The sequence below is a fragment of the Klebsiella sp. 141198 genome, from assembly GCF_050600785.1.
GTDB lineage: Bacteria > Pseudomonadota > Gammaproteobacteria > Enterobacterales > Enterobacteriaceae > Klebsiella > Klebsiella aerogenes.
In genome coordinates, this window is the sequence record NZ_JAQIRM010000001.1 from 434,147 (window position 1) to 448,945 (window position 14,799).

At 55.1% G+C, this 14,799-nt stretch carries 16 protein-coding genes; 5 read left to right on the plus strand and 11 right to left on the minus strand.

The window, feature by feature from the left end; all coding sequences use genetic code 11:
• The first annotated feature begins 14 nt into the window (after positions 1 to 14).
• The 5 genes from anmK (at position 15) to pdxY (ending at position 4,590) form a co-directional block, all read left to right on the plus strand.
• Entirely contained in the window at positions 15 to 1,139 is a 1,125-nt protein-coding gene (anmK, locus tag PGR10_RS02110; protein WP_087858479.1) for an anhydro-N-acetylmuramic acid kinase, read from the plus strand.
• A gap of 91 nt (positions 1,140 to 1,230) precedes the next feature.
• Complete coding sequence (gene mliC, locus PGR10_RS02115; protein ID WP_087858480.1) at positions 1,231 to 1,554, plus strand: C-type lysozyme inhibitor; 324 nt, start codon at positions 1,231 to 1,233, stop codon at positions 1,552 to 1,554.
• Positions 1,555 to 1,611: 57 nt separating this feature from the next.
• Positions 1,612 to 2,268, plus strand: a complete 657-nt coding sequence (pdxH, locus tag PGR10_RS02120) for a pyridoxamine 5'-phosphate oxidase (RefSeq protein ID WP_032706215.1) — start codon at positions 1,612 to 1,614, stop codon at positions 2,266 to 2,268.
• A 125-nt stretch (positions 2,269 to 2,393) separates the two neighbouring features.
• Positions 2,394 to 3,668 (plus strand): tyrosine--tRNA ligase, encoded by a 1,275-nt coding sequence (tyrS, locus tag PGR10_RS02125; RefSeq protein WP_430922834.1) that lies wholly within the window; start codon positions 2,394 to 2,396, stop codon positions 3,666 to 3,668.
• Positions 3,669 to 3,729: 61 nt separating this feature from the next.
• On the plus strand, positions 3,730 to 4,590 hold the full coding sequence (gene pdxY / locus PGR10_RS02130) for a pyridoxal kinase PdxY (protein WP_087858481.1): 861 nt from the start codon (positions 3,730 to 3,732) through the stop codon (positions 4,588 to 4,590).
• A gap of 37 nt (positions 4,591 to 4,627) precedes the next feature.
• On the opposite strand, the gene gstA is transcribed toward pdxY, so the two are convergent.
• The 11 genes from gstA to ydgT form a co-directional block, all read right to left on the minus strand.
• A complete protein-coding gene (gstA, locus tag PGR10_RS02135; RefSeq protein WP_087858482.1) occupies positions 4,628 to 5,233 on the minus strand; it encodes a glutathione transferase GstA in 606 nt (201 codons plus the stop codon).
• A 108-nt stretch (positions 5,234 to 5,341) separates the two neighbouring features.
• The gene (gene dtpA, locus PGR10_RS02140; protein ID WP_430922836.1) at positions 5,342 to 6,847 is read right to left on the minus strand and encodes a dipeptide/tripeptide permease DtpA; all 1,506 of its coding nucleotides are present in this window, start codon (positions 6,845 to 6,847) and stop codon (positions 5,342 to 5,344) included.
• Positions 6,848 to 7,503: 656 nt separating this feature from the next.
• The gene (gene nth, locus PGR10_RS02145; RefSeq protein ID WP_113374672.1) at positions 7,504 to 8,139 is read right to left on the minus strand and encodes an endonuclease III; all 636 of its coding nucleotides are present in this window, start codon (positions 8,137 to 8,139) and stop codon (positions 7,504 to 7,506) included.
• A 1-nt stretch (position 8,140) separates the two neighbouring features.
• A complete protein-coding gene (locus tag PGR10_RS02150; protein WP_087858486.1) occupies positions 8,141 to 8,839 on the minus strand; it encodes an electron transport complex subunit E in 699 nt (232 codons plus the stop codon).
• A gap of 3 nt (positions 8,840 to 8,842) precedes the next feature.
• Positions 8,843 to 9,463, minus strand: a complete 621-nt coding sequence (gene rsxG / locus PGR10_RS02155) for an electron transport complex subunit RsxG (protein ID WP_113374673.1) — start codon at positions 9,461 to 9,463, stop codon at positions 8,843 to 8,845.
• Positions 9,464 to 9,472: 9 nt separating this feature from the next.
• Positions 9,473 to 10,525 carry an electron transport complex subunit RsxD gene (rsxD, locus tag PGR10_RS02160; protein ID WP_213794736.1) on the minus strand — a complete coding sequence of 351 codons (1,053 nt, stop codon included), beginning with the start codon at positions 10,523 to 10,525 and terminating at the stop codon, positions 9,473 to 9,475.
• Positions 10,526 to 12,622, minus strand: coding sequence for an electron transport complex subunit RsxC (gene rsxC, locus PGR10_RS02165; RefSeq protein ID WP_430917983.1), 2,097 nt, complete (start codon positions 12,620 to 12,622; stop codon positions 10,526 to 10,528).
• The gene (gene rsxB / locus PGR10_RS02170; RefSeq protein ID WP_045392444.1) at positions 12,615 to 13,193 is read right to left on the minus strand and encodes an electron transport complex subunit RsxB; all 579 of its coding nucleotides are present in this window, start codon (positions 13,191 to 13,193) and stop codon (positions 12,615 to 12,617) included. Before rsxB ends, rsxC begins: the two co-directional genes overlap by 8 nt.
• The gene (gene rsxA, locus PGR10_RS02175) at positions 13,193 to 13,774 is read right to left on the minus strand and encodes an electron transport complex subunit RsxA (protein ID WP_015366851.1); all 582 of its coding nucleotides are present in this window, start codon (positions 13,772 to 13,774) and stop codon (positions 13,193 to 13,195) included. Before rsxA ends, rsxB begins: the two co-directional genes overlap by 1 nt.
• Before the next feature lie 78 nt (positions 13,775 to 13,852).
• Positions 13,853 to 14,293: a DUF2569 domain-containing protein gene (locus tag PGR10_RS02180; RefSeq protein WP_015366850.1), complete on the minus strand. Its 441-nt coding sequence runs from the start codon at positions 14,291 to 14,293 to the stop codon at positions 13,853 to 13,855.
• A gap of 78 nt (positions 14,294 to 14,371) precedes the next feature.
• Complete coding sequence (gene ydgT, locus PGR10_RS02185) at positions 14,372 to 14,587, minus strand: transcription modulator YdgT (RefSeq protein ID WP_015366849.1); 216 nt, start codon at positions 14,585 to 14,587, stop codon at positions 14,372 to 14,374.
• Between the last annotated feature and the right edge of the window lie 212 nt (positions 14,588 to 14,799).

Below are 14,799 nucleotides of genomic sequence, written 5' to 3' on the forward strand. Positions count from 1 at the left end.
ATGAGGGTAGGCGTATGAAATCAGGTCGTTTTATTGGCGTAATGTCTGGCACCAGCCTTGATGGCGTTGATGTTGTTCTGGCGGCAATAAATGAAAACATGGTGGCGCAGCAGGCGAGCCTCTCGTACCCCATCCCGGTCAATCTGAAAGAAGATATTTTAGCGATTTGCCAGGGGCAACAGCTGACCTTGTCGCAACTGGGGCGACTCGATACCCGTTTGGGACGGCTTTTTTCGGATGCAGTATTAGCGCTGATGCGCCAGCAAAATCTTCAGCCTGAGGATGTTGTCGCTATCGGTTGCCATGGCCAGACGGTGTGGCATGAACCGACCGGCGATGCGCCGCACACGATGCAAATAGGCGATAACAACCAGATTGCTGCACATACCGGCGTGACCGTGGTGGGGGATTTCCGCCGCCGCGATATGGCGCTTGGCGGCCAGGGTGCGCCCCTTGTCCCGGCTTTCCATCAGGCGCTGCTGGCGCACCCGGTTGAAAGACGTATGGTGCTTAACATCGGCGGCATAGCCAACCTTTCCTTGCTGGTTCCAGGGCAGCCGGTACGCGGTTACGACACAGGACCGGGAAATATGTTGATGGACGCCTGGATTTGGCGCCAGTGCGGTAAACCCTACGATAAAGACGCGCAATGGGCCAGTGAAGGCAAAGTATTGCTACCGCTGCTGCAGGATATGCTAAGCGACCCGTGGTTTGCGTTACCCGCGCCGAAGAGCACCGGTCGCGAGTATTTCAATTATGGTTGGCTGGAAAAACATCTGGCGCGTTACGCTAATCTGCGAGGGCAGGATGTTCAGGCCACGCTGACTGAACTGACGGCGGTGACCATCAGTGAGCAGGTTTTGTTAAGCGGCGGCTGCGAGCGTTTGTTAGTTTGCGGCGGCGGGGCGCGTAATCCGCTGTTGATGGCGCGTCTGGCGGCGCTGCTGCCAGGAACGGAAGTCACGACCACCGATGACGCCGGCATCAGCGGTGACGATATGGAAGCGTTGGCTTTTGCGTGGCTGGCATGGCGTACGCTTGCCGGCCTGCCGGGTAATCTTCCTTCCGTCACCGGCGCCAGCGAAGCGACCATTCTTGGCGCCATTTATCCCGCGAATCGAGCGCAGAATCAGAGTTAACTGAAGTCGCTATTTTTTATTTACCGGTAAACTGGACGAAATTCCGGGAGGGCGGTTTGCCCTCCTGACCGGGAAAGTCGAAGGCATACTCATGAAAAAATTTCTTATTGCGGTAGTTCCTTTTATGCTGGCGGGGTGTAGCTATTACAACCAATTCGTTGAACGGATGCAGACCGACACCCTTGAATATCAGTGCGATCAAAAACCGCTGACCGTCCATCTGAACAACGCTCGTCAGCAGGTGAGTTTTATCTATGATAATCAGCAACTCAATCTGACCCAGGGGCTCTCGGCTTCCGGTTCTCGTTACACTGATGGCGTTTATGTCTTCTGGTCGAAGGGCGACAGCGCCACCGTGTATAAGCGCGACCGCGCCGTACTGGACAACTGCCAGTTACAAACCGCCAAACGTTGAGATTTCCGTAGCGGGGGCGCACAATAACGCCACCCTATGACAACGATCTCAATGGTTATGTCTGATAACGACGAATTGCAGCAAATCGCGCATCTGCGCCGTGAATATACCCGTGGCGGCCTTCGTCGCCACGATCTTCCCGCTGAACCCCTGACGTTATTTGAACGTTGGTTGCGTCAGGCCTGCGACGCTAAGCTCGCCGACCCGACGGCGATGGTAGTCGCGACCGTTGATGAAAACGGCCAGCCCTATCAACGCATCGTATTGTTAAAGCACTATGACGAAAAAGGGCTGGTGTTCTATACCAACCTGGGCAGCCGTAAGGCGCACCAGATCGAAAAAAATCCCCATATCAGCCTGCTGTTTCCCTGGCATATGCTGGAGCGCCAGGTGATGGTAATAGGCCAGGCAGAACGTCTGTCGACGCTGGAAGTGGTTAAGTATTTCCACAGCCGACCGCGCGATAGCCAGATTGGCGCCTGGGTCTCCCAACAGTCCAGCCGTATCTCCGCTCGAGGGATCCTGGAAAGTAAATTCCTCGAGCTTAAACAGAAATTCCAGCAAGGCGAAGTCCCGTTGCCAAGTTTCTGGGGCGGTTTCCGCGTCAGTATTGAACAAATGGAGTTCTGGCAGGGCGGTGAACATCGTCTGCACGACCGCTTTTTATACCAGCGGCAAAATGATGGCTGGCAAATCGACCGTCTGGCGCCATAAAGGACGCAAAATGTTGTTTTAAGCGCTGGTGCTACGTGCTCCGGCGCTTTATTCTATGTACCTTTCGCGTCTGGCGAAAAGTCGTGTACCGGCAAAGGTGCAGTCGTTTATACATGGAGAATTTGATGGCAAGCAGTAACTTGATTAAACAATTGCAAGAGCGGGGGCTGGTAGCCCAGGTGACGGACGAGGAAGCGTTAGCAGAGCGACTGGCGCAAGGCCCGATCGCGCTCTATTGCGGCTTCGATCCTACCGCTGACAGCTTGCACTTGGGGCATCTTGTTCCATTGTTATGCCTGAAACGCTTCCAGCAGGCAGGCCATAAGCCTGTGGCGCTGGTCGGCGGCGCGACCGGTCTGATTGGCGACCCGAGCTTTAAAGCCGCTGAGCGTAAACTCAATACCGAAGATACCGTGCAGCAGTGGGTGGATAAAATCCGTAAACAGGTTGCGCCATTCCTCGATTTCAACTGCGGCGACAACTCGGCGATTGCCGCGAATAACTACGACTGGTTCGGCGGCATGAACGTGCTGACCTTCCTGCGTGATATCGGCAAGCACTTCTCTGTGAACCAGATGATCAACAAAGAAGCGGTGAAGCAGCGTCTGAACCGTGACGATCAGGGGATCTCTTTCACCGAGTTTTCCTATAACCTGCTGCAGGGTTATGACTTTGCCTGCCTGAATAAACTGCACGGCGTGGCGCTGCAAATCGGCGGCTCCGATCAGTGGGGCAACATCACTTCAGGTATCGACCTGACTCGTCGTTTGCACCAGAATCAGGTCTTTGGTTTGACCGTTCCGCTGATCACCAAGGCCGACGGCACCAAGTTCGGTAAAACAGAAGGCGGCGCGGTATGGCTGGATCCGAAGAAAACCAGTCCGTACAAATTCTACCAGTTCTGGATTAACACCGCCGACGCAGACGTTTATCGCTTCCTGAAGTTCTTCACCTTCATGGACATTGCCGAGATCAATGCGCTGGAAGAAGAAGATAAAAACAGCGGTAAAGCGCCGCGCGCGCAGTACGTGCTGGCAGAGCTGGTGACGCGTCTGGTCCACGGCGAAGAAGGCCTGGAAGCGGCTAAGCGCATTACCGAAAGCCTGTTTAACGGTAATCTGAGCGACCTGAGCGAAGCAGATTTCGAACAGCTGGCGCAGGATGGCGTGCCGATGATCGAAATGGAAAAAGGCGCCGATCTCCTGCAGGCGCTGGTGGATTCCGAGCTGCAGCCGTCCCGCGGTCAGGCGCGTAAAACCGTAGCCTCTAACGCGGTGACCATTAACGGTGAAAAACAGTCCGATCCGGAATATGTATTCAGTGATAGCGACCGCCTGTTCGGCCGCTACACCTTACTGCGTCGCGGTAAGAAGAATTACTGCCTGGTCTGCTGGAAATAAAAAATAAAACCAGGGCGTGGGAAACCACGCCCTTTTTTCTTTTTAGGGTTGTGGTAAGAAAATGAAGAACATCCTCGCCATTCAGTCTCACGTTGTGTTTGGCCATGCGGGCAACAGCGCCGCTGAATTTCCGATGCGCCGCCTCGGCGCCAACGTCTGGCCCCTCAATACCGTTCAGTTCTCCAACCATACGCAGTACGGCAAATGGACCGGCTGCGTCATGCCGCCTTCGCATCTGACCGAAATCGTGCAGGGGATTGCCGATATCGATAAGCTGCAGAGCTGCGATGCGGTACTGAGCGGCTATCTTGGCTCCGCCGAGCAGGGCGAACATATTCTCGGCATCGTGCGTCAGGTTAAAGCGGCGAATCCGGCAGCGAAATATTTTTGCGACCCGGTGATGGGCCACCCGGAAAAAGGCTGTATCGTCGCCCCTGGGGTGGCTGAATTCCACGTACGCTATGCGCTGCCGGCCAGTGATATCATCGCGCCGAATCTTGTCGAATTGGAGATCCTGTGCGGCCATCCGGTAGCCAACGTTGACGAAGCCGTTAGCGCGGCGCGTGAGCTGATAGCACTAGGGCCACAGGTGGTGCTGGTGAAGCATCTGGCGCGGGCCGGTATGAGTATGGATCGCTTTGAGATGTTGCTGGTGACAGCGGATGAGGCCTGGCATATCAGCCGCCCGCTGGTCGATTTTGGCAGCCGTCAGCCGGTCGGCGTGGGCGATGTGACCAGCGGCCTGCTGCTGGTTAAGCTACTGCAGGGCGCCAGCCTGCGCGATGCCCTTGAGCACGTTACTGCGGCAGTGTATGAAATCATGCTGGCCACCAAAAATATGCACGAGTATGAATTGCAGGTGGTGGCGGCGCAGGACCGCATTGCCAAACCGGAGCATTACTTCAGCGCTACGCAGCTGTAAGCGCGATGGCATGCCCGCAAGCGGGCATGCCAATGGTTTACTTCAGACCTTCCGCCGACAGCGCCGCCGCAACGGACGGCCGCGCCGCGACGTGCGCCATCCAGGCGCCAATATTAGCGTACGCTTCCATATTCAGTTTCACCGCATAGCCCCAGCGCAGGACCGTAAACAGGTAGCCATCGGCGATGGTGAAGCGATGCCCATTCAACCACTGTTTATCCTGCAGCGACTCATCGACATACTGCAGCTTTTTCTCCAGCAGCGCGCGCACCGTCGGCTTGTAGTCTTCCGGGGTGTCCGGGCGGAACAGCGGGGTAAAGCCTTTATGTAATTCGGTGGCGACGTAATTCAGCCATTCCAGCGTCTGATAGCGGGCAATGGTGCCCACTGGGGCCAGCAACTGACGGTCAGGTACGCGGTCGGCAATGTACTGCATGATGGCCACGCCCTCGGTCAGCAGCATGTCGTCGTCAAGCAGCAGCGCGGGAACCTGACCCTTAGGGTTAATCAGCAGGTAGTCATCGCCGTTTTCGAGGCGTTTCTTCGCCAGGTCGACGCTATCGATGGTAAAGTCGAGGCCGCTTTCGCGCAGGGCGATATGAGAGGCAAGGGAACAGGCGCCGGGCTTGTAGAACAGTTTCATCAGTAACTCCTCGTGGCTGCAGTTTCCTGTATGTTAGTCCCCCGTGGGGCAAAAAAAAAGCCGCTAACAAACGTTAGCGGCCTAAATTTATTGGTTTTCCCGGAGCATTTAAGCGGTTGCGGTTTCGCGCGCTTTGGCGACAGCGTCGTCGTCCAGCGTCATGCGGTTCAGCTTCGGCGCGGTCAGCATCATCAGGAAAGCGATGACTGCGGTCGCGATACCAATTTGCAGGAACACGTGGCCGTAAACGTTCAGAGAAACCAGCGGGTCGGTGACGTTTTCCGGTACTGCCATCAGGTTAGCTATTTTACCTGCAATGATGGCGGCGCCTGCGGTGGTCAGGAACCAGCTACCCATGATGAAGCCCATCAGACGTTGCGGTACCAGTTGAGCCACCATCGCCAGGCCGAGGCCGGAAATCATCAGTTCACCGATACTCTGCAGCGCGTAGCTGAGGATCAACCAGTTGACGGAGACGATACCGGCATCGCTGGCGAATTTGGTACCCAGCGGCAGCACCAGGAAAGCACCGGAGCACAGTACCATACCGATGGCGAACTTATGCGGCATCGGCAGACGGTCACCCATCTTGTTATAAATCGCCGCCAGAATCGGGCTACCAATCATAATCCAGAACGGGTTCAGCGCCTGATACTGCTCAGGTTCGAACGCGATACCCAGAATTGAGTGCTCAACGTTACGGATCGCGAAGAAGTTCAGCGAGGTTGGCATCTGGCTGTACAGTACGAAGAAGACAATCGCTTCAACCATCAGCAGGAAAGCAACGATCATTTTACGACGCGCCGCGCCCTGCAGCGCCATGGCTTCTTTAGCGAAGATGATAACGATGCCCAGTGCGATGACGCCCAGCGCCATACGTGCGATGCCCTGGTTGTGCAGCAGCCAGGTGGCAATAGCAACCAGAACTACCACGCCGACGATGGTCGCCAGCAGTTTGCCGACATGTACCGGAGCGAAGTCAGGTTTAGAACCGTACTGTTTAACCCACTTCTGGCAGAAGGCGAAGTTAACCACGGTAATCAGCATGCCCACTACGCTCAGCGCGAACGCCACGCTCCAGCCGAACTTCGCCGCCAACCACGGTGTGGCCAGCATAGAGAAGAAGGAACCGATATTGACGGACATGTAGTACATGGTGAATGCACCGTCCAGACGCGGGTCGTTCTTGTCGTAGCATGTAGAGAGCAGGGAGGACGGGTTGGCTTTAAACAAGCCGTTACCGACGGCGATAGTCGCCATACCCATATAGACGATGGCGGCATCGTGACCGGACCAGGCAACCAGCGCATAGCCGATAGCCAGTACAATCGCGCCAAGCATGATGACGCGTTTGGTGCCAAGTACCTTGTCGCCGAGCCATCCGCCGATAGCGACCAGGCCATAAACCAGTGCACTAAAGGAAGAGAACAGGGTGATAGAATCCGCTTCCGACATACCCAGCTGTTTTACCAGGTAAACGGCCATGATCCCTTGCAGGCCGTAATAACCAAAACGCTCCCATAACTCAATGGAGAAAATGAGATAAAACGCTCTTGGTTGTTTGAAAGCGTTCAAACTCACGCTTTCTGCTGGTTTATTGTTTGCAGTTGACACATATACCTCTTTTTTTACATCCCATATTAACGGGGGCTGTTTGGGGCGCAATCCCGGAGGACCGCCGCCTTTATAGTTATTCTTGGAGGGAAAACGGCAAGTAATGTTCACTATCCTGCCCCATCAGGCAATAGCTTTGTAATACTCTGTTACACATAACTAAGCCACTATAATTAACCGGTCATACAAATGTTATACAGAGTTAAATTTCACCTTTTTGCTAAACCTGATATTTTAATCTGTGATTGGCCGTCGCCGCGGGGATAAAGGCGATATATTCTGCTTTTTGACCTTGAAGGTAGTGAGATGGCCTATATTCCTAAAAATAAGCAGGCTATTGTCCTGGCGTGTAAGGCTCTGATATTGAAATTGCTGGCTTTTTGCAGCATTTTTGCAACAGTAATTTAACGATGAGTTGCGTGGATGATCTTGATCACAAATATATAGAAAATTTTCAACGGTAAAAAACGAATGCGCTGATTGCTGGTTATATAACCGCATAATTATCCATCTAAACGGCAAAAGTATGGAGTGATTATCGGTATGATTGATAAATAATAGAGCCATAACCATAGGTTAAGTTATGGCTCCTGGCGGTCAATGAGGAAAATAGCGGCGACTGGGGAGAGCGGTCGTATTCAGCAGATATGCAGAACTCAGGACTCTACCTTCTCTTTATACTCGCACAAATCTTCAATCAGGCAGGAACCACAGCGCGGTTTTCGCGCGATACAAGTGTAACGGCCGTGAAGAATAAGCCAGTGGTGGCAGTCAACTTTAAACTCTGCAGGAACCACCTTTAACAACTTTTCTTCGACTTGTTCAACGTTCTTGCCGGGAGCAAATTGTGTCCGATTGCAAACGCGAAAAATATGGGTATCGACGGCAATAGTCGGCCAGCCAAAGGCGGTATTCAGCACGACATTAGCGGTCTTACGCCCGACCCCCGGTAAGGCCTCCAGCGCCGCCCTGTCTTCCGGTACTTCACCGTTATGCTGCTCCAGCAGGATGCGGCAGGTCTTAATGACGTTTTCGGCTTTACTGTTAAAAAGACCAATGGTCTTGATATAGGACTTCACGCCGTCAACGCCAAGTTCCAGCATCGCCGCCGGCGTATTGGCGACCGGATAGAGCTTCGCCGTCGCTTTATTGACGCTCACATCGGTGGCCTGCGCCGACAGCAGCACCGCAATCAGTAACTCGAACGGCGAGGTAAAATTAAGTTCGGTGGTTGGGTGCGGGTCGTTATCCCGCAGCCTGGTCAGGATCTCCAGGCGTTTGGCTTTATTCATCTTACGCTTTCCCTGTCACATCAGTTGGGGCGACGGAGACGGCCTGCGCCGCTTTCGCCTTACGCTGCTTAGTACGCTCATCGATGAGGTATTTTACCGCCAGCATCATACCGAGGCCAATGAAAGCGCCCGGCGGCAGCATCGCCAGCAGGAACGGCGTATCGGTATGGAAAACTTCGATGCGCAGAACTTTCGCCCAACCGCCTAATAAGCTATCGGCGCCATCAAACAGCGTGCCATTGCCGATTATTTCGCGCAGCGATCCCAGCACAAACATGGCGCAGGTCGCGCCCATACCAATGGAAAAACCATCAAGCGCCGACAGCGCCGGTCCTTTTTTGGCGGCGAACGCTTCGGCGCGCCCCACCACGATACAGTTGGTGACGATAAGTGGAATGAAGATACCCAACGATTGATACAGGCCGAAAGCGTATGCGTTGATAAGCATTTGTACCACGCTAACTACCGAGGCGATAATCATCACGTAGATCGGAATACGGATCTCCGCTGGCGTCCAACGGCGCAGGCTGGAGATAGTGAGGTTAGTTAGCGTCAGTACCAGCGTGGTCGCCAGACCGAGGCCCAGGGCATTGGTAGCCGTTGAGGTAACCGCAAGCAGGGGACACATACCCAACAGCTGAACCAGCGCCGAGTTATTCTTCCACAACCCTTGAACAATGACGTCTTTTACTTCGCTCATGGTTTAGTCTCCGCAGGCGGTGAATTCAGGGATCTGCGCGGGCAGCGTTTGCGCATACAGTCCCGCGCGTTTAACGGCGTTTACCACCGCGCGGGGGGTAATGGTCGCACCGGTGAATTGGTCGAAATCACCACCGTCTTTTTTCACCGCCCAGTGGCTATCATTTTGACCATGGATAACCTTGCCGCTGAAGTGGGTGATCCAGTCAGAAATACGCAGTTCGATCTTATCGCCGAGTCCGGGGGTCTCATGATGCTCGGTGACACGTGATCCAAGAACGGTGCCTTTAAAGTCAGCTGCGACCAGCAGTTGAATCGCCCCGGAATAACCATCCGGCGCCGTGGCTTCCATCACCGCGCCGACCGGCGTATCGTTCTGTTTTGCAATCCACACTTTATGCTGACCTTTGCCTAACTGCGACGCGGTCACCAGATAACAGCTTTTCAGCAGATCGTTATTATAACTCTCCGCTGGCAGGACCTGATCGAATAGGGCCTTTTGCTGCAGCGCGGCCTGCTGCTCGATGGTGTTTTTGGTTAACTCATTAATGGCGGCCGTTAGTCCGGTCGAGCCAGCGGCAAAGAGCGCCAGCGTGATGCCATGTTTACGCATGCTGTTTAACATCGCGACTCCTCAACGGTGGCCATACACGCGCGGGCGCGTGTAGTAGTCAATCAATGGGACGGTAATATTCGCCAGCAGCACGGCAAAGGCGACCCCGTCCGGATAACCGCCGAAGCTGCGGATTAGCCATACCAGTAAACCGGCCAGCGCGCCGAAAATCAGGCGTCCGCGGTTGGTGGTGGATGCCGTCACCGGATCGGTAAGGATAAAGAATGCCCCGAGCATGGTGGCGCCGGAAAGCAGATGCATTTGCGGCGATGCCAGGCTTTCCGGTGAGAAAATCCAGCCGAGAGTGGCGCAGACGGCAAGGCTTAGCAGGAAGCTAACCGGGATATGCCAGCGAATGGTTTTTTGCCAAAGCAGGAACAGCCCGCCAGCCAGCCAGGCGAGGTTAACCCACTGCCAGCCGAGACCAGCCAGTTGGCCGCCATAAATTGGATACTGCAGGATCTCTTTTGCGCTGTGTCCGGCATGCAGCGACGTTTTAAATGTATCCAGCGGAGTAGCCTGGCTGATACCGTCGATTCCCATGCGCAGGCTGTTCATATCGCCACCGCTGGCGGTGTGGCCGCCGAAAATGACCTGCAGCGCATCCATAAAACCAGGAACCTGAGCGGCAATCTCGTGAGGTGGTAACCAGGAGGTCATCTGCACCGGGAAAGAGATCAGCAGGACGACGTAGCCGATCATTGCCGGGTTGAAGGGGTTATGCCCTAATCCGCCGTACAGTTGCTTGGCAATCACCACCGCGAATGCGGTGCCCAACACCACCATCCACCACGGCGCCAGCGGCGGAATACTGACTGCCAGCAACAAACCGGTCAGCAGGGCGGAGTTATCCGCAAGGGTTGCCGCAATATTTTGTTTGCGCAACTTGAGAATAGCCGCTTCGGTTCCCCATGCGGTGAAGGCCGCAAGGATAATCTGCAACAGGGTACCCCAGCCGAAAAACCAGCTCTGGACGACAATACCAGGGATCGCCGCCAGCAGCACCAGTAGCATAATTCGCGAGGTCTGGCGCTGGTTGTGGGTATAAGGGGAGCTTGCGATTCTGAAAACCATTTATTCCTCGTTAACTGCCTGCTGTGTTGCTTTACGTGCCTGAACGCGAGCGATAGCTGCCGCGACGGCCGCTTTACGCGGGTCGTCATTGGCCGCGTCCGGCGCGGTTTGTTGTTCTACTTGCTGTGCGGCCTTACGCGCTTTTGCACGGGCGATAGCGGCTTCAACGGCGGCTTTACGCGGATCGACCGCGGGCGCAGCCTCAACCGTTGTTTCACTTTCGGCAGACGGTGCGGCGTTTTCAACCTGCTGCGCAGCCTTACGCGCTTTGGCTCGGGCGATAGCGGCTTCAACGGCGGCTTTACGCGGGTCGACCGCGGGCGCTGCCTCAACCGGAGCTTCACTTTCGGCAGACGGTGCGGCGCTTTCAACCTGCTGCGCGGCTTTTCGTGCTTTGGCGCGAGCGATGGCGGCTTCAACGGCGGCTTTACGCGGATCGGGAGCATCGGCTGTCGAGTCGACAGCAGTTTGCTGTGCGGCTTTGCGCGCCCGAGACTCGGCTTTACGCGCTTCGCGGGCGGCAATCGCTTCGCTGTTGTCCGGTTTACTGCCGGATTGAATGACAATCGGCTGCGCCGCATCACGCTGCTTATCACGCACCCGGGCCAACGCGGCGTTAATAGCATCCTGATCTTTCGCCGCCGGTTGGACGGCAGCTTTTTTGTGCCGCTCCTGACGCGCGGCTTTTTCGCGCTCAAGACGCGCCTGTCGCGCTTCAAAACGAGCTTTGGCCTCGGCGGCGCGCTGTTCTTCCAGGCGAATGGCGGCAATTTCCGCTTTTTCCTGGCGGAAATATTGCACTAGTGGAATATTGCTAGGACAGACCCAGGCGCAGGCGCCGCATTCGATGCAGTCAGCTAAGTTGTGGGTGGTGGCTTTATCGTGCTGCTGGCCTTTACTGAACCAATATAGCTGCTGGGGGAGGAGATCTGCCGGGCAGGCATCGGCGCAGGCGCTGCAGCGGATACAACCTTGCTCTTCCTGCGTTTCGCCCATCTCAGTCACCGACGGCGCCAGCAGGCAGTTAGTGATTTTCACGACCGGAACGTCGAGCCAGGGCAGAGTGAAGCCCATTAGCGGCCCGCCCATGATGACCATCGGCTCCGCGCTGGCGCAGAAACCGGCATCGCTCAGAAGATGGCGCACCGGCGTACCAAGGCGTGCCCAAACGTTGCCCGGACGGCTAATCGCTTCACCGGTGAGGGTTACGACGCGCTCGGTCAACGGCTCGCCGTCGATCACCGCGCGTTTAACTGCATAAGCGGTGCCAACGTTCTGCATCAGGACGCCAATATCGGAGGAGCGTCCGCCGTGCGGCACCTGCTTTCCGGTGAGGATTTGCGTGAGCTGCTTCGCGCCGCCGGAGGGATATTTGGTTGGGATCACCCGCAATGCTATGCCATGGGCGTCGGTTAATACCGCGCGCAGCATGGAGATGGCCTGCGGCTTGTTATCTTCGATACCAATCAGCACCTGTTTGGGCTGCAAAATATGCGCAAGGATGCGGATCCCCTCCACAACCTGCGCCGCGCAATCCTGCATCAGGCGATCGTCAGCGGTGATATAGGGTTCGCATTCGGCGGCATTGATAATCAGTGTGTCGATTTTATCACCGCCGCCGCGCAGTTTTGTTCCCGTAGGGAAGCCGGCGCCGCCGAGTCCGGCGACGCCAAACTGGTGGATACGTTCGATCAGTTCTTCACGCGACTTGTTGTGGTAGTCGCTCCAGCCCTCGCGCTCAATCCAGCAATCTTCGCCATCGGCGTCGATAATAACGCTCAGTTCCGCCAGCGCGGAAGGATGAGCGGTCGAGTGAGGCTCGATAGCCGTCACCGTTCCGGAAGTCGGGGCATGAACCGGCAGCATTCTGCCAAAACCGCGGGTCAACGGTTGACCGCGCAGAACTTTGTCGCCCGGTTGTACGCACAATTCGCCTTCAGCACCGATATGCTGCTTCAGTGGAATGACGAAACGCTGCGGCAGCGGAACCTGACGCAGCGGCGTGCCGTTGGACTGAGTTTTCATTTCAGGCGGATGAATACCGCCGTTGAAATCCCAGATTTTGTCTTTTCGGAAAGCGGAAAATAACTTAAACATGTTGTTCCACAGGAATATTGCGTACTGGGATGGTTTGCAGGTCCCATTTCCAGGTTTCGGTGGTCTGAGCGACTGGACGCAGGTCAATACACTGAGTCGGGCAGGGGGCCACGCAGAGATTACAGCCGGTACACAGGTCGCTCATCACCGTATGCATGGCGCGGGTCGCGCCAACGATGGCATCGACCGGGCAGGCCTGAATACATTTGGTGCAGCCAATGCAGTTGGCTTCATCAATCACCGCCAACATGCGAACCGGCTCTTGCTGCTGCTCGTCGCCGTCAATAGGCTGCGGATCGACATTCAATAATGCGGCGATTTTTAACATAACCGCTTCGCCGCCGGGGGCGCAGCGGTTAATTTTTTCACCTTGAGTCCCAACGGCTTCCGCGTAGGGACGACAGCCAGGAAAACCGCATTGGCCGCATTGACTTTGCGGCAGCAGTTCATCAATTTTTTCTACCACCGGATCGTCTTCCACCGCAAAACGGCGCGACGCGTACCCCAGTATTAAGCCGAAAATCAGCCCGAGCAGGCTGATGGCGATCACGGCTATCCAGACAGCGCTCATTACAACTTCACCAAACCACTAAAGCCCATAAATGCCAGCGACATTAATCCTGCGGTCACCAGCGCAATCGCGTTACCGCGAAACGGCGCGGGAACATCGGCAACTACTAGTCGTTCGCGAATGGCGGCGAATAACACCATCACCAGCGAGAAACCGACGGCGGCGGCGAAACCGTACAGCGCGGACTGCAGGAAATTATGCCCGAGGTTAATATTCAGCAATGCCACGCCAAGCACCGCGCAGTTGGTGGTGATTAACGGCAGGAAGATCCCCAGCAGGCGATACAGCGCCGGGCTGGTTTTACGGACCACCATCTCGGTAAATTGCACCACCACCGCGATGACCAGGATAAAGGCCAGGGTGCGCAGATAAACAAGGTTTAGCGGGATAAGGATCCAGGTGTCGATCAACCAGGCGCAAATCGAGGCCAGCGTCATCACGAAGGTGGTGGCCAGTCCCATCCCCATAGCGGTTTCCAGCTTTTTGGAAACCCCCATAAACGGGCACAATCCAAGGAACTTCACCAGCACGAAGTTATTAACAAGGACAGTACCGACAAAGAGCAGTAAATAATCAGCCATTATTGGACCTGAAACGAAAAAAAGCCGCCTATTATCGAATAAATCGATACCGGCGACAACAGGTGAACTGTGTGGTTATTACGGATTGACGAAGGTCCGCTTAACCCGCGCAGAGCGTCGAAAATAGGGCGCAAACAGTGCTGCGGCAAGCAACGGAAACAGCAGTTGTCGCATGGCCAGAAGATCCGAAATCGGCGAAAAAGCGAACGCCTTAATCGCCAGCAGCAGCGAAATAAGCAGCCAGATAATGTAGTGTTTGGGTACCACCGCGCGGCGTTTGAAAAAAGCGATTGTCAGCCACAGGGTATAATACCACATCGCGACGGCGAACAGCAGCGAGGCCAGCCATAGCGCCAGGTGGCCGAAGCTCATCGCTTTCAGCAATGCCCAGGTCTGCGGCGCCATCAGCGCATTCGCGTACAGTATTAATGATAGGGAGGTGCTGAGCAGCGCGAGCAGTAACCACGCCAGCGGCGCCAGTAGCCATCCGCCGATACGTTCTGCAGATTGAGAGGACATCGTAACCCCCGGATTCAACGCCAGTTAGTTAATTTCAGGGCGGGAAGTATAAGCAACTGGCGTGAATGATAACAGTCTTTATTGCACGTAACGCCATACCGACTTCGGCACCTGGCCGACATCGAACAGTTTTCCGCCAGAAACTAACTCGGCGCGGCGGTGATCGGCGGCGCGATACATGTTGACGATTTCATTGGTGTCAGAGAGAGAATAGTTAAGATGATCAAAAAGTTTTTCTAGGCTTTCCAGCGAACTAATTTTGCGGAATTTTAATAAATAATCCTGAACGGTCATTTGTGTATCCATTTAATAATCGGAATTAAGTCGAATATTACCAATTTTCTGTAAACCGTGTTTCAACTAACAGCGCCTTCTTGATGGGCCGGCGGAATTATTTCGGTTGCCAATACTAAAAACAAGAACTGATTAGGATCCTGGCATCGTAAAAAGAAATTTAAGAATATTCTACAACCAGATCAGGCGCCGGACGGCGCCTGAGGGGGGAA

Excerpts from the sequence above, each read along its gene's own strand:
- anmK (WP_087858479.1), top strand. The coding sequence starts at position 15 with ATGAAATCAGGTCGTTTTATTGGCGTAATGTCTGGCACCAGCCTTGAT.
- mliC (WP_087858480.1), top strand. The coding sequence starts at position 1,231 with ATGAAAAAATTTCTTATTGCGGTAGTTCCTTTTATGCTGGCGGGGTGT.
- pdxH (WP_032706215.1), top strand. The coding sequence starts at position 1,612 with ATGTCTGATAACGACGAATTGCAGCAAATCGCGCATCTGCGCCGTGAA.
- tyrS (WP_430922834.1), top strand. The coding sequence starts at position 2,394 with ATGGCAAGCAGTAACTTGATTAAACAATTGCAAGAGCGGGGGCTGGTA.
- pdxY (WP_087858481.1), top strand. The coding sequence starts at position 3,730 with ATGAAGAACATCCTCGCCATTCAGTCTCACGTTGTGTTTGGCCATGCG.
- gstA (WP_087858482.1), bottom strand. The coding sequence starts at position 5,233 with ATGAAACTGTTCTACAAGCCCGGCGCCTGTTCCCTTGCCTCTCATATC.
- nth (WP_113374672.1), bottom strand. The coding sequence starts at position 8,139 with ATGAATAAAGCCAAACGCCTGGAGATCCTGACCAGGCTGCGGGATAAC.
- PGR10_RS02150 (WP_087858486.1), bottom strand. The coding sequence starts at position 8,839 with ATGAGCGAAGTAAAAGACGTCATTGTTCAAGGGTTGTGGAAGAATAAC.
- rsxG (WP_113374673.1), bottom strand. The coding sequence starts at position 9,463 with ATGTTAAACAGCATGCGTAAACATGGCATCACGCTGGCGCTCTTTGCC.
- rsxD (WP_213794736.1), bottom strand. The coding sequence starts at position 10,525 with ATGGTTTTCAGAATCGCAAGCTCCCCTTATACCCACAACCAGCGCCAG.
- rsxC (WP_430917983.1), bottom strand. The coding sequence starts at position 12,622 with ATGTTTAAGTTATTTTCCGCTTTCCGAAAAGACAAAATCTGGGATTTC.
- rsxB (WP_045392444.1), bottom strand. The coding sequence starts at position 13,193 with ATGAGCGCTGTCTGGATAGCCGTGATCGCCATCAGCCTGCTCGGGCTG.
- rsxA (WP_015366851.1), bottom strand. The coding sequence starts at position 13,774 with ATGGCTGATTATTTACTGCTCTTTGTCGGTACTGTCCTTGTTAATAAC.
- PGR10_RS02180 (WP_015366850.1), bottom strand. The coding sequence starts at position 14,293 with ATGTCCTCTCAATCTGCAGAACGTATCGGCGGATGGCTACTGGCGCCG.
- ydgT (WP_015366849.1), bottom strand. The coding sequence starts at position 14,587 with ATGACCGTTCAGGATTATTTATTAAAATTCCGCAAAATTAGTTCGCTG.